Below are 25,318 nucleotides of genomic sequence, written 5' to 3'. Positions count from 1 at the left end.
GCGAACTCTGGCGGCCGTCCCCCGGCCGCGGGCTGCCCGCGGGCCCGCATCGGCGTCCGGCGGCGTTGTAGACCCTGCGGGATCCGACCTTGAAATCTCAGCTTTTTGCCCGCCTGGCCGGCGCTCTCGGCCTGTGCGCGGTGTTTGCCGCCTCGGCGGCGCCGCCCCCCGTCATCGTCCTGAATTCGCTGGACGCCTCGGTCAGCATCCTCGACCCTTCGACCTACGCGGAACTGCGACGCGTTCCCACCGGCAAGGAACCTCATCACCTGTACCTGACGCCGGATGAAAAATCGCTGCTGGTGGCCAATGCCGGCAGCGATTCGCTTACTTTCTTCGACCCCGCCACGGGCGACGTCCAGCGCACGCTGACCGGCATCGTCGATCCCTATCAGTTGCGTTTCTCGCCCGACATGAAGTGGTTCGTGACCGCGGCGAACCGGCTGGACCACATCGACATCTACCAGTGGAACGGCCAGGCCGGCTCGGCCGACCCCAAGCTGGTCAAGCGCATCTCCGCCGGCCGCACGCCCAGCCACCTGACGATAGACAGCAAGAGCCGCCGCCTGTACGTGTCGCTGCAGGACAGCGACCAGTTGATCGCCATCGACCTGGCGACGCAGACGCCGCTATGGACCATCCCGGTGGGCAAGACGCCCGCCGACGTCTACATCACCCACGACGACCGCTACCTGCTGGTCGCCCTGACCGGCGACAGCTACGTCGAGGTCTATGACCTGACGGCCTCGCCCGCCCAGCTCGTCAAGCGCATCCCCACGGCCGCCGGCGCCCATGCCTTCAGGGCCCAGGGCGACGGGCGGCACCTGTTCGTCAGCAACCGCGTGGCCAACACCATCAGCCGCATCGACCTGCAAACCCTGGCGGTGGTCGACGCCTATCCCGCTCCCGGCGGCCCGGACTGCATGGAAGTGCTGGCCGACGGCAAGACCCTGCTGGTCACCTCGCGCTGGGCCAAGAAGCTCACCGTCATCGACACGGCCACCCGCAAGGTCGTGCACCAGACCAAGGTGGGCCGCTCGCCCCACGGCGTCTGGACCCTGTCCCATGCCCCGCGCCAGTAGCCTGGCACGCGCGGGCGCGGCCGCCCTGCTGCTGGCCACGGCCGGCGCGCAGGCGGCGGAGTGCACCCGCCCGGTCTACCTCACCTTCGACACCGGCCACATGGGCGTTGCCCCGCTGGTGGCCGAGGTGCTGGACCGCCAGCAGGTCAAGGCAAGCTTCTTCCTGGCCAACGAAAAGACCCGCGACGGCGGCACCAGCCTGGACGACCATTGGGCGCCCTGGTGGAAGGCCATGGCCGCGCGCGGACACGTCTTCGGTTCGCACACCTACGACCATGTGTACTGGCTGGCCGACCGGCCGGATGGCGCTTTCCGCGCCAAGCCCGCCTTCGGCCCGCAGGCCGGACGGGTCCAGGCCATGAGCGCCGAGGCCTATTGCGCCGAGCTGGACCGCAGCGCCGCGCGGTTCAAGGAAATGACCGGGCAGACCATGCTGCCGCTGTTCCGCGCGCCCGGCGGCAAGACCTCGCCCGCGCTGCTCCAGGCGGCCGAGAACCGCTGCGGCTACCGGCACGTGGGCTGGGCCGATGCCGGCTTCCTGGGCGACGAACTACCCAGCGACAAATACCCCAACGCCGCGCTGCTGGCGCGCGCCTTGCGCAACATCCGTCCGGGCGATATCTTGATGGCGCACCTGGGCATCTGGTCCCGTCAGGACCCCTGGGCGCCGGCCGTGCTGGAACCGCTCATCACCGGGCTCAAGCAAAAGGGTTATTGCTTCGCCACGCTGGCCGACCATCCGCAATACCGGGCCTGGCTGGCCACGCATCACGTCCATGGAAATCCTTAGCGATCTTTTTTCCGGCATGCAGCAGTGGCTGTTCGAGACGCTCGTCCAGCCCCTGCTGTTCCACCTGGGTCTCGGCAGCATCCTCGAGGACGCCTACGACGGCACCATGTGGCTGCTGCTCGGCGTGCTGCAACTGATCATCATGCTGGCCGTGTTCGGCCCCCTGCAACGCTGGCGCCCGGTCGAGAAGATCGTGGACCGGACCTCGGTGCGGCTGGACGTCCTCTACACCGCCATCCACTCGCTGGGCCTGTTCCGGCTGGTGCTGTTCTTCACCACCCAGCCGCTGGCCGATCATCTGTTCGGGCAGTTGCATGTGCTGGGGTTCTCGCCCTTCCATCTCGACGAGATCTGGCCCGGCGTGACCGACCGTGCCTGGGTCAGCCTGATCCTGTACCTGCTGATCTTCGATTTCGTCGACTACGCCTTCCACCGCGCCGAGCATCGCTACCAGTGGCTGTGGGCGCTGCACGCGGTCCATCACAGCCAGCGCCAGATGACGATGTGGTCCGACAACCGCAACCACCTGCTCAGCGATCTGCTGCGCGACGCGGTGGTCGTGCTGGTCTCGCACCTGGTGGGCGTGCCGCCGGGACAGTTCGTGATGGTCGTGATCATCACCCGGCTGGTGGAAAGCCTCTCGCACGCCAACCTGCGGACGGGCTTCGGCCGCATCGGCCAATACCTGGTGGTAGGGCCGAAATTCCACCGGCACCACCACGCGATCGAACCGCCGTCCGTGCCTGGCCGGCCCGAAGCCAACTATAACTTCGGCGTCCTGTTCCCGATCTGGGACATCCTGCTGCGCACCGCGCGCTTCGATGGCAACTACGGACCGACCGGCATCAGCGACCAGCTTCCCGAGCGGGGTGGCCGCGACTACGGCCGGGGCTTCCTGGCCCAGCAATGGCTGGGCCTCAAGCGGCTGCTGGGCGCCGCGCCCGGGCGAAGCTGACCGCGAGGCGACGATATAATCCCGGTTTCCAACGAGGACTTCCTAATGCTTGAACAGAACGCCTTCTCCCGTGAAGACCTGCTGCGCTGCGCGCGCGGCGAATTGTTCGGGAAAGGCAATGCGCAGTTGCCGGCCCCCAACATGCTGATGATGGACCGCATCACGCACATCTCGGACCAGGGCGGCAAGTACGGCAAGGGCCAGGTGATCGCCGAGCTGGACATCCACCCCGACCTGTGGTTCTTCGCTTGCCACTTCGAGGGCGATCCGGTCATGCCGGGCTGCCTGGGCCTGGACGCCATGTGGCAGCTGGTGGGTTTCTTCCTGGGCTGGCAGGGCAACCCCGGCCGGGGCCGCGCGCTGGGATCGGGCGAGGTCAAGTTCGTCGGGCAGGTGCTGCCCACGGCCAAGAAGGTCACCTACACCATCGACATCAAGCGCACCATCAACCGCACGCTGGTACTGGGCATCGCCGATGGCACCATGAGCGTCGACGGCCGCGAGATCTACACCGCCGAAGGCCTGCGCGTGGGCCTGTTCACTTCCACCGATTCGTTCTGACCGCGGGGGCTCCATGCTGTACGACGTTCGCACCTACACGTGCCGGCCCGGCACGATCAAGAAACAGCTCGAGCTGTACCAGGAACTGGGTTTCGAGGCGCAGCGCAAGCACCTGGGCGACCCGGTGCTGTACCTGCAGACCGAGACCGGCAACGTCAACAGCTTCACCCATATCTGGGCCTACCAGGACGCCGCCGACCGCATGGCGCGCCGCGCCGCGCTGCAAAAGGATCCGGACTGGCAGGTCTACCTGAAGAAAAGCGTGGAGATGGGCAACCTGGTCTCGCAAGAAAACCACCTGATGGTACCCACCCCCTTCTTCAAACCGTAGGGGTAGAGGTAGAGCCCCCCTACGCCCTTCGGGCGCCCCCCAGGGGGCGGCACTGGCGGACCGGCAAAGCCGGATCCGCTGTGCCCTGGGTCTGGAACGACCGCGAATACAAGAACGGCCTTGCATCAGATGCGAGGCCGTTCTCGTTTGCGCTGACAAGAGGCAAGAACGCCAGTTCCTCTCCAGCCCGTTGGTACCCCAGGATGCGGTGGATCCGGCTCCGCCGGTCCACCCGCATCGCCCCCGGGGGGGCGCCCGAAGGGCGTAGGGGGGGCTCTACCCCGACCGCTCGCGGAAGGTTTTTACGCTGCCTTCCGCGTCGACCTCTTCCAGGCGGACCTTGAATCCCCATAGCCGGGCCAGGTGCTTCATCACCTGGTCGGCATCCTCGGCCTGCAAGGGCCTTCCCCGCATCGTCACGTGTCGCAGGACCAGGGACCGGTCGGAATCCCGGTTGTAGCGCACGACCTGGATGTCCGGCACCTGCATGTCGCGGTTGTGCTGGTCCGCCAGCAGCCGGCGCACGCGCCGGTAGCCGTCGTCGTCGTGGATGGCCTCGACTTCCAGCTTGGGATTGGACTCGTGGTCGGCGATCGCGAAGAAGCGGAACTCGCGGATCAGGCGCGGCGACAGGAACTGCGCGATGAAGGACTCGTCCTTGAAGTTGCGCATCGCGAAGTCCAGCGTCTTCAGCCAATCGCTGCCGGCGATGTCGGGGAACCACTTCCTGTCCTCGGGCGTGGGGTTCTCGCAGATGCGGCGGATGTCCTGCATCATCGCGAAGCCCAGCGCATACGGATTGATGCCGCCATAGCCGCGCTGGTCGAAGCCCCGCTGGGCCACCACGTTGGTGTGGCTTTGCAGGAACTCGATCATGAAGCCGTCGTTGACCAGCCCCTTCTCGTGCATGCGGTTCAGCAGCGTGTAGTGCCAGAAGGTCGCCCATCCTTCGTTCATGACCTTGGTCTGGGTCTGCGGATAGAAGTACTGGGACAGCTTGCGGACGATCCGCACCAGTTCCTTCTGCCATGGCTCCAGCGAAGGCGAATATTTCTCGATGAAATACAGGATGTTCTCTTCCGGCTCCGGCGGGAACACCGAAGGCTTGCCCTCGCGCTCGACATGGTCGCGCGTGGGCACCGTGCGCCACAGATCGTTGTATTGCTGGCGCGCGTACTCCTCGCGTTCGGCCTGGCGCTGCATTTCCTCGCGATAGGAAATCGGATGCGGGCGGCGGTAGCGGTCCACGCCATGGGCCATCAGCGCGTGGCAGGAGTCCAGCGTGGCCTCGACCGGGCCGATGCCGTACTTTTCCTCGCAGTCCATGACGTACTTGCGGGCGAACACCAGGTAGTCCAGCACGCCGTCGGCCTCGGTCCACTGCTTGAACAGGTAGTTGCCCTTGAAGAAGGAATTGTGGCCGTAGCAGGCGTGCGCGATCACCAGCGCCTGCATGGCCATGGAGTTCTCTTCCATCAGGTAGGCGATGCAAGGGTTCGAGTTGATGACGATCTCGTAGGCCAGCCCCTGCACGCCGCGCCGGTAGGCCTGCTCGTTGCGGATGAACTCCTTGCCGTAGGACCAGTGCGGATAGCCGATCGGCAGCCCGACCGAGGCATACGCGTCCAGCATCTGCTCGGACGTGATGACCTCGATCTGGCTGGGATAGGTGTCCAGCCCGAACTCCCGGGCCACCTGGCCGATGGCTTCGTCATAGCGCTGGATCAGTTCGAAGGTCCATTCCGAGGTCGTCGAGATGGGCTGGACCGCCCGGGCGGGCGGCGCTTCGCGCGGCGGATAGACGGCGCTCATGCGGTCTCCTTCCTGAACAGGTCGTGCAGCACGCCGAATATCTCGCGGCGCTCGCGTATGCGCCGCATCGCGAAGTGCGGCGCCGTCTCGCGCTCGTATTCGGCCCACAGGCTGCTCTTGCGCATCTCGTCCACGTCCGGAATCTCGATGTAGGCGTAGTAGCGCGTGAGCGGCAGCAGGTGTTCGGACAGGAAGCGCGCGCTCTTGGCCGCGTCCGCGCCGAAGGAATCGCCGTCGGTGGCCTGCGCCGCGTAGACGTTCCAGGTGGCGGGCGAATAGCGCTCGGTCACGATCTCGTGCATGAGCTCGAGGGCCGACAGCACCACCGTGCCCCCGCTCTTGGGATCGTGGAAGAAGGTCTGCTCGTCCACTTCCTCGGCGTTGTCCGTGTGGCGCACGAACACCAGGTCCACGCGCTCGTACTTGCGCGACAGGAACAGGTACAGCAGCGTGAAGAAGCGCTTGGCCAGATCCTTCTTGTTCTCGTCCATGGACCCCGAGACGTCCATCAGGCAGAACATCACGGCGCGCGCCACCGGCGAAGGCTCGACCACGCGGTGCCGGTAGCGCAGGTCCAGCGAATCGAGGAAAGGCACCCGCGCCAGCCTGGACCGGTGCGCCTCGACCTCGGCGCGCAGGGCATCGAGTTCGTCTTCCGGGGCACCCGCCTCTTCCGACTCCTCCAGCTTCTGCTGCGCCTCCTGCAGGCCCAGCCGCGAACCGCCGCTGAGCGCGATGCGCCGCGACAGCGAGGTCTTGAGCGTGCGTCCCACGCTCAGCGTGCTGGGCGATCCCGTGGTGGTATAGCCCGCGCGCCGCCACTTCTGCTGGTTGATCTCGCCCAACTGAGTACGGACCAGGTGGGGCAGCTCCATGTCCTCGAAGAAGAGGTTCAGGAACTCGTCCCGGGACAGGCTGAACGTGAACGGATCCACCGAGTCGCCCTCGCCCGGCTCGGAGGGGTCGCCGTCATCGCCCCCCCGGGGCCGGTCGATCTTGTCGCCCTTGGCGAACTCCCGGTTGCCGGGATGGACGATCTCGCGATCCCCGCCCCTGCCGTAGCGGAAGCTGGGTTCGGAGATGTCCTTGGCCGGGAGGTTGATTTCGCCGCCCTGGTCCATCTCTTCGATGGACCGTTCCTGGACCAGCTCGCGAACCGCCTTGCGTATCTGGTCCTTGTACCGCCTGATGAAGCGCTCCCGGTTGACAGCGCTCTTGTTACGGCCGTTGAGCCGCCGATCGATGAGTGAATTCATATTCACCTAGCTCACGAAGACTTCCTCACCCGCAAATACCACTCGCACAGCAAGCGGACTTGCTTTTCGGTATAGCCTTTCTCGACCATCCGTTCGACAAAGCTCTCGTGCTTGCGCTTGTCCTCGACCGAGGCCTTGGCATTGAACGAAATGACCGGGAGCAGATCCTCGGTGTTGGAGAACATCTTCTTCTCGATCACCTCGCGCAGCTTCTCGTAGCTGGTCCACGCGGGATTGCGGCCGCTGTTGTTGGCGCGCGCGCGCAGCACGAAGTTCACGATCTCGTTGCGGAAGTCCTTGGGATTCGCGATGCCCGCCGGCTTCTCGATCTTCTCGAGCTCGGCGTTCAGCGCCGAGCGGTCGAAGCTCTCGCCCGTTTCGGGGTCGCGGAATTCCTCGTCCTGGATCCAGCAGTCGGCGAACGTGACGTAGCGGTCGAAGATGTTCTGCCCGTACTCCGAATACGACTCCAGGTACGCGGTCTGGATTTCCTTGCCGATGAACTCCGCGTAGCGCGGCCCCAGATAGCCCTTGATGTGCTCCAGGTAGCGCCGGCGGATCTCGTCGGGGTAGTCCTCGCGGCCGATGCGCTGCTCCAGCACGTACATCAGGTGCACCGGATTGGCGGCGATCTCGGTCTGGTCGTAGTTGAAGACGCTGGACAGGATCTTGTAGGCGAAGCGCGTCGAGACACCCGTCATGCCCTCGTCGGTGCCGGCGTAGTCCTTGTATTCCTGCAGGACCTTGGCCTTGGGGTCGACATCCTTCAGGCTCTCGCCGTCATACACCCGCAGCTTCGAATAGATGCTGGAATTCTCGGGTTCCTTCAAGCGCGTCAGCACCGAGAACTGGGCCATCATGTCGAGAGTGCCCGGCGCGCATGGCGAGTCGGCCAGCGAGCTGTTCTGCAGCAGCTTGCGATAGATCTTGACCTCTTCCGACACCTGCAGGCAGTACGGCACCTTGACGATGTAGATACGGTCCAGGAACGCCTCGTTGTGCTTGTTGTTGCGGAAGGTCTGCCATTCGGACTCGTTGGAATGCGCAAGGATGATCCCGTTGAACGGGATGGCCGAAAACCCTTCGGTACCCTTGAAATTGCCTTCCTGGGTCGCCGTCAGCAAGGGATGCAGCATCTTGATGGGCGCCTTGAACATTTCAACGAATTCGAGCATGCCCTGGTTGGCCAGGCACAGTCCTCCCGAATAGCTGTAGGCATCGGGATCGTCTTGCGAGTAGCGGTCCAGCTTGCGGATATCGACCTTGCCGACCAGCGAGGAGATGTCCTGGTTGTTCTCGTCGCCCGGTTCGGTCTTGGCGATGGCGAGTTGCCGCAGCACCGAAGGCTGGAGCCGGACCACGCGGAACTGCGAGATGTCGCCGTCGAATTCCCGCAGCCGCTTGATGGCCCATGGCGACATGATGCCCGTCAGGTAGCGGCGTGGAATGCCGTATTCCTTCTCGAGCTGCTCGCCGAAGCGGTCGGGGTGGAACAGGCCCAGCGGCGACTCATTGACGGGTGAACCTTTCAGCGCATAGATGGGGTGGGCTTCCATCAAGGCCTTCAGGCGCTCCGCGATCGACGACTTGCCGCCGCCCACGGGTCCCAGCAGATAGAGGATTTGCTTGCGTTCTTCCAGCCCCTGCGCCGCGTGCTTGAAGAACGCCACGATCTGATCGATCACGTCCTCCATGCCGAAGAATTCCTTGAAGGCCGGATAGCGGCGGATCAGGCGATTGGAAAACAGGCGCGACAACCGGGGGTCGTTGCGCGTATCGACCAGCTCGGGTTCGCCGATCGCGGCAAGCATGCGCTCGGCCGCGCTGGCGTAGGTCATGGGATCCCGGCGGGCGAGGTCCAGGTACTCCTCGAGAGAAAGTTCGGTTTCCTGCGTCTTGGCGTATTGAGACTTGAACCCTTCGACGATGTTCAGCACGGACAACCTCCAACAGCGAGTGAATGAGAACTGCCTACACGACTCTGTTGTTGTTAGTGCCGGTCGAGCCGGCTTCCGGTTCTTTCCTGCCGGATGAACTTCCTGCCATGCCCGGGGCCGATCGAAACCAGCAACTCCCGATCCTGCCTCGACATGTTCGATCTGATTCGGAACGCTCCTTGGACGACCTCCTTGCAAACATCATACGGCGCATCTGCACGGACGATTCGCTTTCTGTTGCGCACGCACGATATTTTTTTGGCGTCTCTCCTAGGGGTATACACTCCTAAGGCTGTCAACCGATGCGCAGAGTTCCGCAAACTGCACACCACGTTTCATCCCTTTCGATCGTCGCAACCCCATGCAAAATAAAAAGGAGCGCCTCTTTCCCACACCCCCGAAAATTTGCTATACTTTTTTTCTTTCGGGGCGTAGCGCAGCCTGGTAGCGCACTTGCATGGGGTGCAAGGGGTCGCGAGTTCGAATCCCGCCGCCCCGACCATATACAAGTTCTTGACCTGTATTTGTCGGAACCGAAGAAAAAAAAGCCCGGTGGCCACAAGCCGCCGGGCTTTTTGTTTTTCCGGAACCGCCTCGCCACCGCGTCGGTGACAATTGTCACCACAACCCACAAACGTAATCCCCGGTATTTCTCGTTACCGGCGGCGTCAACCGTCATGGGGTCGCGTTAGCGCACGCCCGCCGACCTCAACGGCAGCGCGGTCTTGTAGCGCACCTGCTTGAGCGCGAAACTGGAGCGGATCTTCTCGACCTGGGCGATGGGCGACAGTTGTTCCAGGATGAAGCTCTCCAGCGCCTGGATGTCCGGCACGGCCACCCGCAGCAGGTAGTCGGCATCCCCCGTCATCAGGTAGCACTCCATGACTTCCTCGCGGGCGCAGATGGCGTCCTCGAACACCTGCAGCGCCTTGCGGTTCTGCTGCTTCAGGCTGATCGAGATGAAGACGTTCAGGTGCAGGCCCAGCTGCTGCGGGTCGAGCAAGGCGACGTACTGGCGGATCAGGCCGGCCGCCTCCAGGGCCTTGACCCGCGTCAGGCACGGCGATGGCGACAAGTGCACCCGGCGGGCCAGCTCCACGTTGGAGATGCTGGCATCGGCCTGGAGTTCGGCCAGGATGCGCCGGTCGATTTCATCGAGATCGATCATGCTTTATTTCTCTTCATTGAAAGAATTTTCTACCGCTGAATTGCCTTACTCAAAGAATTTTCGGAGAAAAATGCCGAGCACTCAAGCGTAGAATTTTCCATCACAAGACGAGGAGAAACACGCATGTACGACGAATCCCGGCATCTGGCGCGGCAGGATGGCCTGCCGGCCGACCCCGATCCCATCGAAACCGCCGAATGGCGGGACGCCCTGCTGTCGATGCTGGAGACCAACGGGCCGGAACGCGTGCGGCAGATCCTGGACATGCTGGCCGAGGCCGCCGGCGATTCGGCCGTCGGCTGGCGCCCGTCGCGCAATACCCCCTACGTCAACACCATCGCCGTCGAGGCACAGCCCCCCTTCCCCGGCGATCTGGCCATCGAGGAACGGCTGGCCGCGCTGATGCGGTGGAACGCGCTGGCCATGGTCGTCCGCGCCAACCTCGCGCATGGCGAGCTGGGCGGCCACATCGCCAGCTACGCCAGCGCCGCCGATCTGTTCGAGGTCGGCTTCAACCACTTCTTCCGCGGCGGCCCCGCCGGCCAGGCGGACCTGGTGTTCTGCCAGCCCCATTCCGCGCCCGGCGTCTACGCCCGGGCCTTCCTGGAAGGCCGGCTCGAGCAAGCCGACCTGGCGCACTACCGGCAGGAGATCACCGCACGGGCGCGGGGTGCGCGCGGCCTGTCCAGCTACCCCCACCCCTGGCTCATGCCCGATTTCTGGCAATTCCCCACCGGCTCGATGGGCATCGGCCCCATCAACGCCATCTATCAGGCGCGCTTCATGCGCTACCTGGCCCATCGCGGCCTGCTCGACACCACGGGTCGGAAAGTCTGGGGCATCTTCGGCGATGGCGAGATGGACGAGCCCGAGAGCATGTCGGCGCTGACACTCGCGGCCCGCGAGGGACTCGACAATCTCGTCTGGGTCGTGAACTGCAACCTCCAGCGGCTCGACGGTCCGGTGCGCGGCAACGGCCGCATCGTCGACGAGCTTGAATCCCTGTTCGCGGGCGCCGGCTGGAACGTGATCAAGCTGCTGTGGGGCTCGGACTGGGACGGCCTGTTCGCGCGCGACACCGGCGGCGCCCTGCGGCGCGCCTTCGCCCAGACCGTGGACGGCCAATTGCAGACCTTCGCGGCCAAGGACGGCCGCTTCAACCGCGACCACTTCTTCGGGCAAGACCCGCAACTGGCCCGGCTGGCGCAGGGCCTGACGGACGAAGAGATCGACCGGCTCCGGCGCGGCGGCCACGACCTGGTGAAGATCCATGCCGCCTATCACGCGGCCGCCCGCAGCACCGGGCGCCCCACCGTCATCCTGGCCCAGACCAAGAAAGGCTACGGCATGGGCGAAGCCGGCCAGGGCAAGATGACCACCCACCAGCAGAAGAAGCTGGATCGCGACGCGCTGATCGCTTTTCGCGACCGCTTCTCGCTGCCGCTGAGCGACGAGCAGGCCGAATCCCTGGACTTCCTGCACCCCGGCGCGGACAGCGCCGAGATCCGCTATCTGCATGCCCGGCGCGGCGAACTCGGCGGCCCCGTGCCCGCCCGCTCGCCGCAGGCCGAGCCCGTCCCGGTCCCGCCGCTGGAGCGCTACGCCGGCTTCGCGCTCCAGGCCGACGGCAAGGAAATGTCGACCACCATGGCCTTCGTGCGCCTCTTGTCCAGCCTGCTCAAGGACAGCCGGCTCGGCCCGCGCATCGTGCCCATCGTCGCCGACGAGGCGCGCACCTTCGGCATGGCGGCGCTGTTCAGGCAGATCGGCATCTATTCCAGCGTGGGACAGCGCTACGAGCCCGAGGACATCGGCTCGGTGCTGAGCTATCGCGAGGCGCTGGACGGCCAGATCCTGGAAGAAGGCATCAGCGAGGCCGGGGCGATCAGCTCCTGGACCGCGGCCGCCACCAGCTACGCCGTGCACGGCACCGCGATGCTGCCGTTCTACATCTACTACTCGATGTTCGGTTTCCAGCGCGTGGGCGACCTGATCTGGGCGGCCGCCGACCAGCGCGCCCGGGGCTTCCTGCTGGGCGCCACGGCCGGCCGCACCACGCTGGGCGGCGAAGGCCTGCAACACCAGGACGGCGCCAGCCTGGTCACCGCGGCAGGCGTCCCCAACTGCCGCGCCTACGATCCCGCGTTCGCCTCGGAAGTCGCCGTCATCGTCGACCACGGCATGCGCGCCATGCTCGAGGAACAGGCAGACGTCTTCTACTACCTGACCCTGGTCAACGAGAACGTACCTCAGCCCAGCCTGCCGCCCGAGGCCCACGAGGGCGTGATCAAGGGACTCTACCGGCACGGCGCGTACGGCCGGGGCGAACCCGCCGTGCGCCTCGTGGGGTCGGGCGCCATCCTGCGCGAAGCCATCGCCGCTGGCGAACTGCTGGCCGCCGACTGGGGCATCGCCAGCGAGGCCTGGAGCGCCACCAGCTACGCGGAACTGGCCCGCGACGCACGCGAGGTCGAACGCTGGAACCGCCTGCATCCGGAGCAGCCCGCGCGGCGCAGCCACGTCGAGCAGTGCCTGGCGGGCGGCGCGCCCGTGGTCGCCGCGAGCGACTACGTCCGCGCCTGGCCGTCGCTGATCGCGCCCCATTGCCCCGCGCGGATGACGGTACTGGGAACGGACGGTTTCGGCCGCAGCGACACCCGCAGCGCCCTGCGCCAGTTCTTCGAGGTCGACCGCTTCCACATCGTCCTGGCCGCGCTGCATGCGCTGGCCGATGCCGGCGCATGCCCGCGCGAGCTGTGCGCGCAAGCTCTCGCCCGCTATCCGATACGGACGGATCCTCGTCCGTCCTGGGAGGCCTGACGCGTGGAAGATACACTGCCCCGGGCCGGGCCCCGCCATCGTTTGCTCCGCCGCTGACCGCCGTAATATCCTTTCCGGAAATCGAGCGGTCGGCTAAAACGAGAATGGAAAAACTGGCCCTTAGCATTGCCCACGACCTGTACGGCGGCGTCCTTGGGCAGGAGGGATGGCATGCGACGCTCAAACGCATCCGGGACCTGACCGGAGCCGAATCGGCCTGCACGGTCATCCTGGACCGGCGCACGCCGGCCGCCGCGGTCGGCGAGCACAGCGGCGGCGACGAACGGGCGTTCAACGACTACAGCAACCACTACAGCCGCCACGACCCCGCGGAAAACGTGCGCCATCGGCTGCAGCTGGGCCACTGGTACATCGACTGGCAATGGTTCGGCCGCCACGCTCTCGACCGTGATCCGTTCTATCAGGAATTCATGCGGTCCTATGGACTGGGCTCCGTCCATGCGCTCCCCATCCTGAAGAACGGGGTGGCCGAATGCTGTCTTTCACTCCAATTTCCCCTGTCGCGGCCCGACACCGACGCGCCGTCCAGGTCCCCGCTTCTGCGCCTGCTCGCGCCGCACCTGCAACAGGCCGCGGCATTGCGCCATGAATTCCTGAACTTGCAGCAGCGGGCCGAACTGGCGCAGCAACTGCTCGACGATTTCAGCTTCCCGCTGCTGGTCACCGACGCGCGGGGCCGCGTACACGTTGCCAACCGGGCCGGCGCGAGCTGGCTTTCCCTGCCCGGCAATCCCTTCGGCGCCTCGGGCCTGAAGCCATCGCGAACGGGGACGCGTTCCCGGCTTGCCGAAGCCCTCGTGACGGCCTGCACCCGGCAGGCCCGGCTGGCCACCGGCGCCCATGTCGAATTCGGTACGCCCACGGTCCGCTACGCGGTGGTGGTCACGCCCCTGCCGGAACCGATGTCGTTTCCGCTGTCCAGATGCGAGCCCCTGGCCCTGGTGAAAGTCCATACCCACCAGGCCGCCCCCATCAGCGCGCATCGCCTGCTGCATGCGCTGTTCGGCATTCCGCCCGCGGAATACCGGTTGTTGCTGTTGTTGATGCAGGGACGGCAGGTCAAGGAATGCGCCCAGCAACTGGGCGTCTCGCAGGAGACGGTCAGGACGCAGCTCAGGTCGCTGTTCCGCCGCACCCAGACCGCGCGCCAAAGCCAGCTCGTCGACCTGGTGCGCAAGCTGACCTACGGCCACATGGATTGAAGCGCCCTATCGCGCCAGGCTGGTCTCGCGGGCGGACTGCAGCAGGCCGACAATGTCGGCCAGTTCGGTCCGGATGGCCTGCAGTTCGGGCTCTTCGATGGAGACCAGGGCCACCTGGGGCGTATCGTCCACGTGTCCGCGGGACTCGTCCAGCCGGTTGCGGGCACCGCTGATGGTGAAGCCCTGCTCGTACAGCAGTTCGCGGATGCGGCGGATCAGCAGCACTTCGTGGTGCTGGTAGTAGCGGCGGTTGCCCCGTCGCTTGATCGGCTTGAGCTGGGTAAATTCCTGTTCCCAGTAGCGCAGCACGTGCGGCTTGACGCCGCAAAGCTCGCTGACCTCGCCTATCGTGAAATAGCGCTTGGCGGGAATGGGCGGAAGAACGACGGGTGGCTCGATGCGCGCCATAGGACCTCTCAGGACGGATTCTGTTCGCGCAGCGCGACCTGCTCGACCATGCTCTTGAGCTTCTGGCTCGCATGGAAAGTGACGACGCGGCGGGCGGCGATGGGGATTTCTTCGCCCGTCTTGGGATTGCGTCCCGGCCGCTGCGGCTTGTTGCGTACCTGGAAGTTGCCGAAACCCGATAGCTTGACCATGTCGCCGCGTTCGAGGGCATCGCGGATTTCCTCGAAGAAGGTCTCGACCATGTCCTTGGCCTCGCGCTTGTTCAGGCCGACCCGCTCGAACAGCAGGTCGGCCAGTTCAGCCTTGGTCAGGGTACGCGCATCGAGCCCGCCTTGCGGCAGGTCGGCGTCGGAATCGGCGTCGAAGGCGTCCGGGGAAGCGTAGCTATCGGAAACGAGAGAATGCATAGACACGGATGGGAAGCGGTATCAAACCCTCAGCCGCGCACCGTGCTCGGATTCCAGCGCGGCGCGGATACGGGCCAGGCACGCCTCGACTCGGGCGTCGTCCAGGGTTACCGAAGTATCCTGTAGCCAGAACCGGAAGGCAAGGCTTTTTTCCTTTTCTAACAAGGACTTATCCCGCCAAACATCGAAAATCCGTGCATCCTGGACGACCGCCAGTTCGGGCTCCTTGGCCACCAGATGACGCACCGTGTCCAGCATCTGCTGCGCCGTCACCGCCTCGGCCACCCACAGCGCCAGATCGCGGATCACCACCGGCTGGCGCGAGATCTCGCGCAGCGACGGCAGCGGACGGACGGCGATGCGGTCGGCGTCCAGCTCGAACACCACCGGGGCGTGCGGCAGTTCCGCGCGCTGCAGCCAGCGCGGATGCAGTTCGCCTAACCAGCCGACCGTCTCGCCGTCGATGACGATGCGCGCGCTGCGGCCGGGATGCAGGGCCGGATGCGCGTCGGGCACGAAGCGCGGCGCCTGGTTGGACCCGCCGGCCAGCAGGGCCTCCACGTCCGCCTTCACGTCGTAGAAATCGACCTGCCGGGTCTGCGTCCCCCACTGCTCTTCCACCGCCGGCCCGTAGGCCAGCCCGGCCAGGCGCATGGGCTGGTTGACGCCGGCCACCGCCAGCGGACCGTCGGCCACGGCCGCATCGCGCCAGAAGACCCGGCCCAGCTCGAACACCCGCACGCGGCTGGTCTTGCGGTTCACGTTGTACTGGGCGTTGGCCACCAGGCCGCCGATCAGGCTGCTGCGCATGACCGACAACTGGCTGGCAATGGGATTGAGCAGGCGGATCGGATCCGCGTTGCCCGCGTAGTCGCGTTCCCACTCGGCTTCCACGAAGCTGAAGTTGATCACCTCCTGGTAGTCCAGGTCGGCCATCGTGTGGCGCAGCGCGTGGAAGGAGTGGCGCTCTTCCGGCATGGCGCTGACCGCGGCCCGCGCCAGCGGCGGCAGATCGGGAATGCGTTCGAAGCCGTGCACGCGCGCGACTTCCTCGATCAGGTCTTCCTCGATCTCGATGTCGAAGCGGAAGGACGGCGGCGTCACGACGAAGACGCCGGGCTCGCGCACGAAAGGCAGGCCCAGGCGGGTGAAGATGTCGGCGATCTCGTCTTCCGGCACATCCACGCCCAGGACCTGGTGGCAGCGCGCCACGCGCAGGCGCACGGGCTTGCGCTCGGGCAGATTGACGACCTGATCGTCCACCGGGCCCGCCTGGCCGCCGCATACCCGCACGATCAGGCTGGTCAGGTATTCCAGGTCGGCCGGAATGTTGGCGTAATCCACGCCGCGCTCGAAGCGGTGGCTGGCGTCGGTGCTGAAGTTGTAGCGGCGCGCGCGGCCGGCGATGCTGGCGGGCCACCAGAAGGCAGCCTCGAGATAGATGTCGCGGGTCTCGGTGGAGACCGAGGTGGTTTCGCCGCCCATGATCCCGGCCAGGCACTCGGGGCCGTTGTCGTCGGCGATCACGCCGACCTGCTCGTCCACCTCGACGGTCTGGCCGTTCAGCAGCAGGACCTGCTCGCCCGGCTGGCCCCACCGCACGTGCAGGCCGCCGCGCACCTTGGCCAGGTCGAACACGTGGCTGGGGCGGCCCAGTTCCAGCATGACGTAGTTGGAGATGTCGACCAGCGCGGAAATCGAGCGCTGGCCGGCGCGTTCCAGGCGCCGCTTGATCCATTCCGGCGTGGGAACGGATGCATCCACGCCGCGCACGACCCGTCCCACGTAGCGGCCGCACAGGTCCGGCGCGTGCACGGTCACCGGCACGCGATCGTCGATGGCGACCGCCACCGGATCCAGCCGCGGCGCGGCCAGCGGCGCGCCGGTCAGGGCCGAGACCTCGCGCGCCACGCCCAGCACCGACAGGCAGTCCGCCTTGTTGGGGGTGAGCTTGAGCGTGAAGACCGTGTCGTCCAGTTGCAGCCATTCGCGCACGGGCACGCCGACCGTGGCGTCCGCGCCCAGGTCGAGCAGGCCGGCGTGGTCCTGCGACAGGCCCAGTTCGCGCGCCGAACACAGCATGCCGGCCGACTCGACGCCGCGCATCTTGGCCACGCCTATCTTGATGTCGCCGGGCAGCCGGGCGCCCACGGTGGCCAGCGGCACCTTCATGCCGACTGCCACGTTGGGCGCGCCGCACACGATCTGCAAGGGCTCGCCCTGCCCCGCGTCGACCTTGCACACGCGCAGCTTGTCGGCATTGGGATGCGGCTCGAGCGCCAGTACCTGAGCCACCACCACGCCGCTGAAGGCGGGCGCCACCGGTTCGGCTTCCTCGACCTCGAGGCCGGCCATGGTCAGTTGATGAGCCAGTTCGTCGGTCGAAATGGCGGGATTCGTCAGCGCCCGCAACCAGGATTCGGGAAATTGCATGTCTGTCAGTCCCCCCCTACGCCCTTCGCGCGTAGGGGGGGCCTCCATCAGTTGAATTGCTTGAGAAAACGCAGGTCGCCTTCGAAGAACTGGCGCAGGTCGTTGACGCCGTAGCGCAGCATCGTCAGGCGCTCCAGCCCGGAGCCGAAGGCGAAGCCGATGTAGCGTTCCGGATCCAGGCCGAAGTTGCGCACCACCGTGGGATGCACCTGGCCCGAACCGGAGATTTCCAGCCAACGGCCTTTGTTGGGGCCGGAGGTGAACATCATGTCGATCTCGGCCGAGGGCTCCGTGAAGGGGAAGAACGACGGGCGGAAACGCAGCACCAGGTCGTCGGTCTCGAAGAAGGCGCGCAGGAAATCGGTGTAGACGCCCTTCAGGTCGGCGAACGAGATGTTCTCGTCTATCCACAGGCCCTCGACCTGGTGGAACATGGGCGAATGCGTGGCGTCGCTGTCGACGCGGTAGGTCCGCCCGGGGGCGATCACCTTGATGGGCGGCTGGTGGGCGCGCGCGTAGCGCACCTGCATCGGGCTGGTGTGCGTGCGCAGCAGCAGCGGCAGGCCCTTGTCGTCCTTCATGTCGACGTAGAACGTATCCTGCATCGACCGGGCCGGATGGTTCTCGGGGTTGTTCAGCGCCGTGAAGTTGGTCCAGTCGTTCTCGATTTCCGGGCCGTCGGCCACGTCGAAGCCGATGGAACGGAAAATCTGCTCGATCCGCTCCCAGGTACGGATGACCGGATGGATGCCGCCCCGGCTGCGGCCGCGGCCGGGCAGCGTGACGTCGATGGTTTCCTCCGCCAGGCGAGCGTTCAGCTTGGCATCGGCCAGGGCCTGGCGGCGCTCGTTCAGCAGCCCCTCGATCCGGCCCTTGGCCTCGTTGATGCGCGCGCCCTCGGTGCGCTTCTGCTCCGGCGTCAGGCTGGCCAACCCCTTGAGCAGCGCCGTCAAGGCGCCCTGCTTACCCAGGAACCGGGCCTTTTCGTTCTCCAGCGCGTTGGGGTCGGACGCGGCCGCGAAGGCCTCCCCGGCTTGGCGTATCAGATCGTCCAGATTCTGGGACATGGCGGATTCGTATCAGTAAGGAAAAAAATGGGTCGCCACAAACACGAACGGGGCTTCAAGAGAAGCCCCGTTCGGGTGTTGCACTCGTGGCTCGCGACGCGCGCCCGGACATGGCCGGCGATCCGGCCACGCCCCGCGGACGTCGCTAGCGAGCTCAGGCGGCCAGGGCGTTCTTGACTTGCTGCACGATGGCGGCAAAGCCGGCCTTGTCGCGCACAGCCAGGTCGGCCAGCACCTTGCGGTCCAGGTCGATCGCAGCCTTCTTCAGGCCGGCGATGAACACGCTGTACGACACGCCATGCTCGCGGACGGCGGCGTTGATACGCGTGATCCACAGCGCGCGGAAGGTGCGCTTCTTGGCGCGGCGGTCGCGATAGGCGTACTGGCCGGCGCGCATGACCGCTTGCTTGGCGACGCGGAAGACGTTGCCGCGGCGGCCACGGTATCCCTTGGCGGCGCTGATGACTTTCTTGTGACGGGCCCGGGCGGTTACCCCACGTTTGACTCTAGGCATTTGAAAACTCCAATATCAGCGGGTTGGGATCAGGCAAACGGCATCATTGCCCGCACGGATTTCACATCGGCCTCGTGGACCGCGGTGGAGCCGCGCAACTGACGCTTGTTCTTGGTGGTTTTCTTCGTGAGGATGTGGCGCTTGAACGCCTGGCCCCGCTTGATGGAACCGCTACCGCGGACCTTAAAGCGCTTGGCGGCGCTTTTCTTGGTCTTCATCTTAGGCATGACTGCTTCCTGTACGTTTACATGCTCACGGGTGCCGGCGATATCCTGCCGGACTTGACGACCCGCATTCACTTGTTTTACCTGCTCCGGATCCTGCGGCGCACCGCCGGCGCGGGTCGTACCCCGCCTGGCGGATTTGAAGGCGTCGCAAGGAAGCCGGATTGCCCGGTGCCAGGAATTTCGCACCGGGATTCGCCGGGATGCCCCCATAAAGGGTACGGTCATCCCGGAAAACCGAAGATTATACCGCGTTATTCGCCCGCTGCACCCTTGCCGGGCGGCAGGGCCTTTTTCTTGGGCGCCAGCACCATCACCATCTGGCGGCCTTCCAGCTTGGGCATCGCCTCGACAGCGCTGATCTCGACCAGATCGTCGCGCACACGTTCCAGCACGCGCATGCCCAGCTCCTGGTGGGCCATCTCGCGGCCGCGGAAGCGCAGCGTGACCTTGGCCTTGTCGCCCTCTTCCAGGAACCGGCGCAGATTACGCAGCTTGACCTGGTAATCGCCTTCGTCGGTACCGGGACGGAACTTGACTTCCTTGACCTGGATGATCTTCTGCTTGAGCTTGGCTTCGTGCTGTCGCTTCTGCTCTTGGTACTTGAACTTGCCGTAGTCCATCAGGCGGCAGACCGGAGGCTGCGCGTTGGGGGCAATTTCTACCAGATCAACATCATTCTGTTCGGAAAGCCTAACTGCTTCGGCCAGCTTGACGATGCCAAGCTGTTCGCCGTCGACCCCAATCAGGCGCACCTCAAGTGCGGTAATTTCACCATTGATGCGATTCGGCTTGTCGGTAGCGATGTCTAAAACTCCTGAATTTGATTGAAACGGCCGCGTGCGGCGGGTTGCCCCGCCGCCAGCACGAGCCGTGCCCGGCCCCCGGAACGGCCAACCACGCGATCAGGACGGATTGGCAGGGGCTTCCGGGTTGCGGCGCTCGGCCACGTCGGCAGCGAGCCGCGACGAGAACACATCGATCGGGAGAACCCCCAGGTCGATGCCGCCGCGGGCGCGTACGGCCACCGATGCAGCTTGCCTTTCTTTTTCCCCCACCACGAGGATATAGGGAATTTTTTGCAAGCTGTGCTCCCGGATTTTATAGGTGATCTTTTCACCGCGCAAATCCGATTCCACTCTAAACCCTTGTTTTTTCAGGGTTTGCGCGACACTTTGGGCGTATTCGGCCGTGGATTCCGAAATATTGCAGACCACGGCCTGGACCGGCGCCAGCCAGGGCGGCATGGCGCCGCCGAAATTCTCGATCAGCATGCCGATGAACCGCTCCATCGAACCCAGGATGGCCCGGTGCAGCATGACGGGGGTCACGCGCTGGTCGTGCTGGTCCACGTATTCGGCCCCCAGGCGGCCGGGCATGGAGAAGTCCACCTGGATCGTGCCGCACTGCCAGTGGCGGCCGATGGCGTCCTTCAGCGTGTATTCGATCTTCGGGCCATAGAAGGCGCCGTCGCCCGGGCTGATCTCGTACTCGCAGCCGGAACGGCGCAGGCTTTCGATCAAGGCCTGCTCGGCCTTGTCCCAGACCTCGTCCGACCCGATCCGGCTTTCCGGCCGCGTGGCGATCTTGTACAGGATGTCGGTGAAGCCGAAGTCGCGGTAGACGCGCTGCAGCTGCGCCGTGAAGGCCACGCACTCGTCCAGGATCTGGTCCTCGGTACAGAAGATATGGCCGTCGTCCTGCGTGAAGCCGCGCACGCGCATCATCCCGTGCAGCGCGCCCGAGGGTTCGTTGCGGTGGCACTGGCCGAATTCGCCGTAGCGCAGCGGCAGGTCGCGGTAGGAATGCAGGTTGGCGCGGAAGATCTGCACGTGGCCCGGGCAGTTCATGGGCTTGAGCGCGTAATAGCGGTTCTCGGACTCCGTCGTGAACATGTTGTCGCGATAGTTGTCCCAGTGCCCCGTCTTTTCCCACAGCGAGCGGTCCAGGATCTGCGGCGCCTTGACCTCCTGGTAGCCGCTGTCGCGATAGACGCCGCGCACGTATTGCTCGACCTGCTGCCAGATCGTCCAGCCCTTGGGGTGCCAGAACACCAGGCCCGGCGCCTCGTCCTGGAAGTGGAACAGGTCCAGCTCGCGGCCCAGCTTGCGGTGGTCGCGTTTCTCGGCCTCTTCCAGCATCGTCAGATAGGCGTCCTGGTCTTCCTTCTTCGCCCAGGCCGTGCCGTAGATGCGCTGGAGCATCTCGTTCTTGCTGTCGCCGCGCCAATAGGCGCCGGCCACCTTCATCAGCTTGAACACCTTGAGCTTGCCGGTGGACGGCACGTGCGGGCCGCGGCACAGGTCGACGAAGTCGCCCTCGCGGTACAGCGAGATCGTCTGGTTGTCCGGGATCGAGGCGATGATCTCGGCCTTGTATTTCTCGCCTATCGAATTGAAGAAATCCACCGCGTCGTCGCGCTTCCATTCCTCGCGCGTGACGATCTCGTCCTTCTTGGCCAGCTCCAGCATCTTGTTCTCGATGGCGGCCAGGTCCTCGGGCGTGAACGGCCGCGAGTACGAGAAATCGTAGTAGAAGCCGTTGTCGATGACCGGACCGATCGTGACCTGGGCCTCGGGGAACAGCGACTTGACCGCATAGGCCAGCAGGTGCGCCGTCGAATGGCGGATCAGGTCCAGCCCGTCGGCGTCCTTGCCCGTGATGATGGCCAGCTGGACGTCGCGGTCTATCGTGTGGCTGGTGTCGACCAGGGTGGGTTCGCTGCCTTGGTAGGTGACCCGGCCGGCCAGGGCGGCCTTGGCCAGCCCGGCGCCGATGGACGCGGCGACGTCTGCCACCGTGACGGGGGCCGGGAACTCACGCTGGGAACCATCGGGCAGCGTTACCTTGATCATTGAAGCGACCTCGAAAGAGATGAAGAAAAACCCTTGGACGAACCTGAAACGAAAAAACGCGGCACCGGGCCGCGTTTCTTGCTTTCTGCAGGATCCCGGGCCCAGGGGCCCGGCGGGAACGGACGATGCGATCCAGGAAACCAACGCGGCTAGCCGGCGATGTTCCCCGAGGTAGTTCGATCGAGCATGGAAATGACGCGCATGCCGTTGTCCGTTCGTGTTGCAGTAAGGGTCTACGTTGCCTGGGATTTTAGCACAGCGCCCCCTTGCGGCCCAGCGTGGAACTGCCCGCGCGGGCGCAGGAAGAAGCCGTTCAGGCGCTGTTCGAGCGCGTGGGCGATCCAGCCCGAGGTCCGGCCCATGGCCCACAGCGCGCTGGCGGCGCCTGGCGGCAGGTCCCAGGCCGCGCAGGCCGCGACCAGGCCGAGCTCGATCCGGGGCGGCACCCCCACCCTGGCCTGGACCTCGTCCAGGAAGCGCAGCAGCGTCCCCGCCCGGCGGCCCGGGCGCGGATGCTCGCGCGCCATGCGTATCAGCAGCGCCGCCCTCGGGTCCCCTTGCGGATAGGATTCGATGCCGAAGGCCGACGAACGAGCGCGGTCGCGCACCACCCGCGCCACCCACGCGTCGAGCTGGCTGCGCGAGCGGACCGCGGCCAAGGTGTCCTCGATGCGGTCACACCCGCCGGCCAGGCCCGTGCCGGACAAAGCCGCCAGCGCCGCCCCCACGCAGGCATGGAGTTCCGCGCCGACCGAGGCGGCGATGCGCGCGCTGAACGTGGGCGGCGACAGCTCGTGGTCCGCGCTCAGGATCAGCATGGCGTTCAGCACCCGCAGCAGATCGGGAGCGGCCTCCTTGCCCATCGCCTCGGCCAGGTGCTGGGCCAGCGGCTTGGCGCCGGCCGGCGGCCGGTAGCGGCGCGGGACGGACAGCAGGCCGCAGCAGCCGGCGAACGCCAGCACGAGCTGCCGCGCCGCCGGGACGGCCCCGCCGCCCCGCACCTCCTCGTCCACCGATCCGCCGCCCAGGGCCAGCGCCGCGGCCTGGAACACCCGGACCATGCGCGGCGTCTCGCCCGGTTCCGGACCGAAGGCGCCCAGCGCGCGGCGGGCGCGTGCCGGCAGCGGCTGGGCCGGCCAGATGCTGGCGCCCTCGGGCAGCACGCCGGTCCACAGCAGTTCGGCCACGTTCTCGAACGCCCCGGGGTACTCGACCAGCTCGGCCGCCAGGCGCCCCCGGTAGCGCGGCCCGGCCGGCGTAATTTCCGTGATGCCCGTATCGATCACGGGCTGCCCCCATCGCAGCGCGGTCGCCGCCACCGGGCCATGGCCCATCCGCGCCTGGCTGCGCGTGCGCAGCCCTTCGACCTCGTCGCGCAGGTACAGGCGCGTCTTGCGGCCCGGCTGCGCGACCGGATGCAGCAGGCCTCGGCTGACGTAGGTGTACAGCGTGGCGGCCTTGACCTGCAGCAGGCGGCACGCTTCCTTGGAATCGACGAAGCCGCCGGCCTCCCAGGCCTGCCCGGCCGCGCCGTTCTCTGATGGATCCATGGTGTTGATGGCGGGCCTCGGATACCCGTCGAATCGGCAATACATCGATTATGCAATCGAGATTGATTCGACGTAAATCGATCCATACACTCCGCTGCACATACCATTGCCGCCGGCACGCCAGCGCCGGCGCAGACAGGAGACCTCACCATGACCCCGCGCATGCCCCGCCCCCGCCGGGCCTTCCTGGCCCTTGCCCTGGCCGCGGCCCTGGCCCCGCCGGCCCACGCCCAGCCCGGCGCCTATCCGTCCCGCCCCATCACCATCGTCGTGCCGTTCCAGGCCGGCGGCGGCGCCGATACCGTCGCCCGCCTGCTGGCCACGCACATCGCCGGCCAGTTCAACGGACAAAGCGTCATCGTCGACAACCGCGCCGGGGCCTCGGGCAACATCGGCGCCAATTACGTCGCGCGCGCCGCCGCCGACGGCTACACGCTGCTGCTGACCAACAGCACCATCACGATCAATGCCGCGCTGAACTTCACCCAGGGCTACGACGTCAGGAAGGACCTGCGGCCCATCGCCCAGCTCGTGTCCTCGCCGGTCGCCGTCGGGGTCAACAGCGGCTATCCCGCCCGCACCGTGGCCGAACTCGTCAGCCACCTGCGCGCGAACCCGGGCAAGGCCAACTACTCGTCCTGCGGCAACGGCTCGCCCCAGCACTTCGCCGGCGAAGCCTTCAACCAGGGCGCCAAGGTCGACATGGTGCACGTCCCCTACAACGGCTGCGCCCCGGCCGTCAGCGACGCGCTGGGCAACCAGGTACCCATCCTGTTCAGCACCATTCCCAACATGGCGCCCCATGCCAAGACCGGCAAGCTGCGCATGCTGGGCGTCGCCTCGGCCAAGCGCCTGTCCTTCATGCCCGACGTGCCGGCCATCGCGGAAACGCCGGAGTTCAAGGACCTGGACATCAGTGTCTGGTTCGGGCTGTTCGCTCCCGCGGCCACGCCGGCCGAGGTACGCGGCCGCATCGAGCAGGCGGTGACGGCCACGCTCAAGGATCCCAAGCTGCGCCAGGACTTCCAGTCGCGCTACTACGAAGTCGACGCGCTGGGCGCCGATGGCATGGCCCGGCAGGTCGACAAGGACCTGTCCATGTACGGGCAACTGGCCAAGCGGGCCAACATCAAGCTCGAATAGCCGCGCCGCCGCCCCTCTTCCCTTTTACTTCTCTCGTCAGGTATCGCCATGTCCACCTCTACCCCGACCGCCGGCTCGCTGCAGCAAGTGATCGACGATCTCGTCGTCGCCAACCGGGTGCTGGCCAAGTACAACGTGCTGGACGGCTTCGGCCACGTCAGCGTTCGCCATCCCGAGCGGCCCGGCCACTTCCTGCTGTCGCGCTCGCTCGCGCCGGAACTGGTCACCGCCGCCGACATCATGGAATTCGACGCCGAATCCGAGCCGGTGGCCGGCGAAACGCGCACGCCCTATCTCGAACGCTACATCCATGGCGAGATCTACCGCGCCCGGCCCGACGTGAACGCGGTCGTCCACAGCCACTCGCCGTCGGTCATCCCGTTCGCCAGCTCATCGGTGCGGCTGCGGCCCATCTACCACATGGCCGGCTTCCTGTCGGGCGGCGCGCCCGTGTTCGACATCCGCTGCTGTTTCGGCGCGACCGACCTGCTGGTGCGCAACCGCGAGCACGGCAAGGAACTGGCGAAGATCCTGGGGCAGCAGAATATCTCGCTGATGCGCGGCCACGGCTTCGTCACCGTCGGCAGCGACGTGCGCATCGCGGTCTACCGCGCGATGTACACCGAGAGCAACGCGGCCCTGCAGCAGAAGGCCATCGGCCTGGGCGGCGAGATCACTTACCTGGACGAAGAGGAAGCCCTGAAGGCCGACACCATGATGGCCGGCGTGATGTTCCGCCCCTGGGAACTGTGGAAGAAGAAGGCGATGGAAGGCTGAGTCCT

22 protein-coding genes and 1 tRNA gene are annotated in these 25,318 nt (G+C 66.0%); 10 read left to right on the top strand and 13 right to left on the bottom strand.

The window, feature by feature from the left end; all coding sequences use genetic code 11:
* The first annotated feature begins 89 nt into the window (after positions 1–89).
* From EGT29_RS13280 to EGT29_RS13260, 5 genes are read left to right on the top strand one after another with little or no spacing between them, the layout of a single operon-like run.
* Positions 90–1,082 (top strand): YncE family protein, encoded by a 993-nt coding sequence (locus EGT29_RS13280; protein WP_370282990.1) that lies wholly within the window; start codon positions 90–92, stop codon positions 1,080–1,082.
* Complete coding sequence (locus EGT29_RS13275; RefSeq protein ID WP_124689443.1) at positions 1,066–1,872, top strand: polysaccharide deacetylase family protein; 807 nt, start codon at positions 1,066–1,068, stop codon at positions 1,870–1,872. The genes EGT29_RS13280 and EGT29_RS13275 overlap by 17 nt, the downstream gene beginning before the upstream one ends.
* Positions 1,859–2,827 (top strand): sterol desaturase family protein, encoded by a 969-nt coding sequence (locus tag EGT29_RS13270; RefSeq protein WP_124689442.1) that lies wholly within the window; start codon positions 1,859–1,861, stop codon positions 2,825–2,827. The genes EGT29_RS13275 and EGT29_RS13270 overlap by 14 nt, the downstream gene beginning before the upstream one ends.
* Before the next feature lie 45 nt (positions 2,828–2,872).
* The gene (gene fabA, locus EGT29_RS13265; RefSeq protein ID WP_087840236.1) at positions 2,873–3,388 is read left to right on the top strand and encodes a 3-hydroxyacyl-[acyl-carrier-protein] dehydratase FabA; all 516 of its coding nucleotides are present in this window, start codon (positions 2,873–2,875) and stop codon (positions 3,386–3,388) included.
* A gap of 13 nt (positions 3,389–3,401) precedes the next feature.
* The gene (locus EGT29_RS13260) at positions 3,402–3,719 is read left to right on the top strand and encodes an NIPSNAP family protein (RefSeq protein ID WP_124689441.1); all 318 of its coding nucleotides are present in this window, start codon (positions 3,402–3,404) and stop codon (positions 3,717–3,719) included.
* A gap of 276 nt (positions 3,720–3,995) precedes the next feature.
* Here the strand turns inward: EGT29_RS13260 and EGT29_RS13255 are convergent, their stop codons facing one another.
* From EGT29_RS13255 to EGT29_RS13245, 3 genes are read right to left on the bottom strand one after another with little or no spacing between them, the layout of a single operon-like run.
* Positions 3,996–5,531 (bottom strand): SpoVR family protein, encoded by a 1,536-nt coding sequence (locus EGT29_RS13255; protein WP_124689440.1) that lies wholly within the window; start codon positions 5,529–5,531, stop codon positions 3,996–3,998.
* Positions 5,528–6,787, bottom strand: a complete 1,260-nt coding sequence (locus EGT29_RS13250) for a YeaH/YhbH family protein (protein ID WP_124689439.1) — start codon at positions 6,785–6,787, stop codon at positions 5,528–5,530. Before EGT29_RS13250 ends, EGT29_RS13255 begins: the two co-directional genes overlap by 4 nt.
* Before the next feature lie 11 nt (positions 6,788–6,798).
* Positions 6,799–8,721: a PrkA family serine protein kinase gene (locus tag EGT29_RS13245; protein ID WP_192901828.1), complete on the bottom strand. Its 1,923-nt coding sequence runs from the start codon at positions 8,719–8,721 to the stop codon at positions 6,799–6,801.
* 428 nt (positions 8,722–9,149) lie between these two features.
* Between EGT29_RS13245 and EGT29_RS13240 the strand changes: the two genes are divergently transcribed.
* Positions 9,150–9,226 (top strand) — tRNA-Pro (locus EGT29_RS13240).
* Between the two features lie 186 nt (positions 9,227–9,412).
* Here the strand turns inward: EGT29_RS13240 and EGT29_RS13235 are convergent.
* Positions 9,413–9,889, bottom strand: coding sequence for an Lrp/AsnC family transcriptional regulator (locus EGT29_RS13235; protein ID WP_124692334.1), 477 nt, complete (start codon positions 9,887–9,889; stop codon positions 9,413–9,415).
* Positions 9,890–10,015: 126 nt separating this feature from the next.
* On the opposite strand from EGT29_RS13235, the gene mdeB reads away from it, so the two are divergent.
* Together mdeB and EGT29_RS13225 are read left to right on the top strand one after the other, a co-directional pair.
* The gene (mdeB, locus tag EGT29_RS13230) at positions 10,016–12,712 is read left to right on the top strand and encodes an alpha-ketoglutarate dehydrogenase (protein ID WP_124689437.1); all 2,697 of its coding nucleotides are present in this window, start codon (positions 10,016–10,018) and stop codon (positions 12,710–12,712) included.
* 104 nt (positions 12,713–12,816) lie between these two features.
* On the top strand, positions 12,817–13,935 hold the full coding sequence (locus EGT29_RS13225; RefSeq protein ID WP_161567817.1) for a LuxR C-terminal-related transcriptional regulator: 1,119 nt from the start codon (positions 12,817–12,819) through the stop codon (positions 13,933–13,935).
* A 6-nt stretch (positions 13,936–13,941) separates the two neighbouring features.
* Here the strand turns inward: EGT29_RS13225 and EGT29_RS13220 are convergent, their stop codons facing one another.
* The 9 genes from EGT29_RS13220 to EGT29_RS13180 form a co-directional block, all read right to left on the bottom strand.
* Positions 13,942–14,343: a MerR family transcriptional regulator gene (locus EGT29_RS13220; RefSeq protein ID WP_124689435.1), complete on the bottom strand. Its 402-nt coding sequence runs from the start codon at positions 14,341–14,343 to the stop codon at positions 13,942–13,944.
* 8 nt (positions 14,344–14,351) lie between these two features.
* The gene (locus tag EGT29_RS13215; protein ID WP_305037043.1) at positions 14,352–14,750 is read right to left on the bottom strand and encodes an integration host factor subunit alpha; all 399 of its coding nucleotides are present in this window, start codon (positions 14,748–14,750) and stop codon (positions 14,352–14,354) included.
* A gap of 21 nt (positions 14,751–14,771) precedes the next feature.
* The gene (gene pheT / locus EGT29_RS13210) at positions 14,772–17,183 is read right to left on the bottom strand and encodes a phenylalanine--tRNA ligase subunit beta (protein WP_124689434.1); all 2,412 of its coding nucleotides are present in this window, start codon (positions 17,181–17,183) and stop codon (positions 14,772–14,774) included.
* A gap of 47 nt (positions 17,184–17,230) precedes the next feature.
* Positions 17,231–18,250 (bottom strand): phenylalanine--tRNA ligase subunit alpha, encoded by a 1,020-nt coding sequence (gene pheS, locus EGT29_RS13205; RefSeq protein WP_124689433.1) that lies wholly within the window; start codon positions 18,248–18,250, stop codon positions 17,231–17,233.
* A 154-nt stretch (positions 18,251–18,404) separates the two neighbouring features.
* The gene (rplT, locus tag EGT29_RS13200; RefSeq protein WP_087779861.1) at positions 18,405–18,764 is read right to left on the bottom strand and encodes a 50S ribosomal protein L20; all 360 of its coding nucleotides are present in this window, start codon (positions 18,762–18,764) and stop codon (positions 18,405–18,407) included.
* A 29-nt stretch (positions 18,765–18,793) separates the two neighbouring features.
* A complete protein-coding gene (gene rpmI, locus EGT29_RS13195; RefSeq protein WP_087840245.1) occupies positions 18,794–18,991 on the bottom strand; it encodes a 50S ribosomal protein L35 in 198 nt (65 codons plus the stop codon).
* Positions 18,992–19,242: 251 nt separating this feature from the next.
* Positions 19,243–19,794, bottom strand: coding sequence for a translation initiation factor IF-3 (gene infC / locus EGT29_RS13190; protein WP_124689432.1), 552 nt, complete (start codon positions 19,792–19,794; stop codon positions 19,243–19,245).
* 99 nt (positions 19,795–19,893) lie between these two features.
* Positions 19,894–21,843 (bottom strand): threonine--tRNA ligase, encoded by a 1,950-nt coding sequence (thrS, locus tag EGT29_RS13185; RefSeq protein WP_124689431.1) that lies wholly within the window; start codon positions 21,841–21,843, stop codon positions 19,894–19,896.
* Positions 21,844–22,076: 233 nt separating this feature from the next.
* Positions 22,077–23,393, bottom strand: coding sequence for a citrate synthase (locus EGT29_RS13180; RefSeq protein ID WP_161567816.1), 1,317 nt, complete (start codon positions 23,391–23,393; stop codon positions 22,077–22,079).
* 150 nt (positions 23,394–23,543) lie between these two features.
* Here EGT29_RS13180 and EGT29_RS13175 point away from each other — a divergent pair, with 150 nt between their 5' ends.
* Together EGT29_RS13175 and EGT29_RS13170 are read left to right on the top strand one after the other, a co-directional pair.
* On the top strand, positions 23,544–24,536 hold the full coding sequence (locus EGT29_RS13175; protein ID WP_124689429.1) for a tripartite tricarboxylate transporter substrate binding protein: 993 nt from the start codon (positions 23,544–23,546) through the stop codon (positions 24,534–24,536).
* A 48-nt stretch (positions 24,537–24,584) separates the two neighbouring features.
* Complete coding sequence (locus EGT29_RS13170; protein ID WP_124689428.1) at positions 24,585–25,313, top strand: class II aldolase/adducin family protein; 729 nt, start codon at positions 24,585–24,587, stop codon at positions 25,311–25,313.
* Positions 25,314–25,318: the final 5 nt, after the last annotated feature.

Origin of the sequence: Pigmentiphaga sp. H8 (assembly GCF_003854895.1) — a bacterium.
GTDB lineage: Bacteria > Pseudomonadota > Gammaproteobacteria > Burkholderiales > Burkholderiaceae_B > Pigmentiphaga.
Note: the sequence above shows the minus strand (reverse complement) of the source record. Positions and strands in the feature narration are given on the sequence as shown.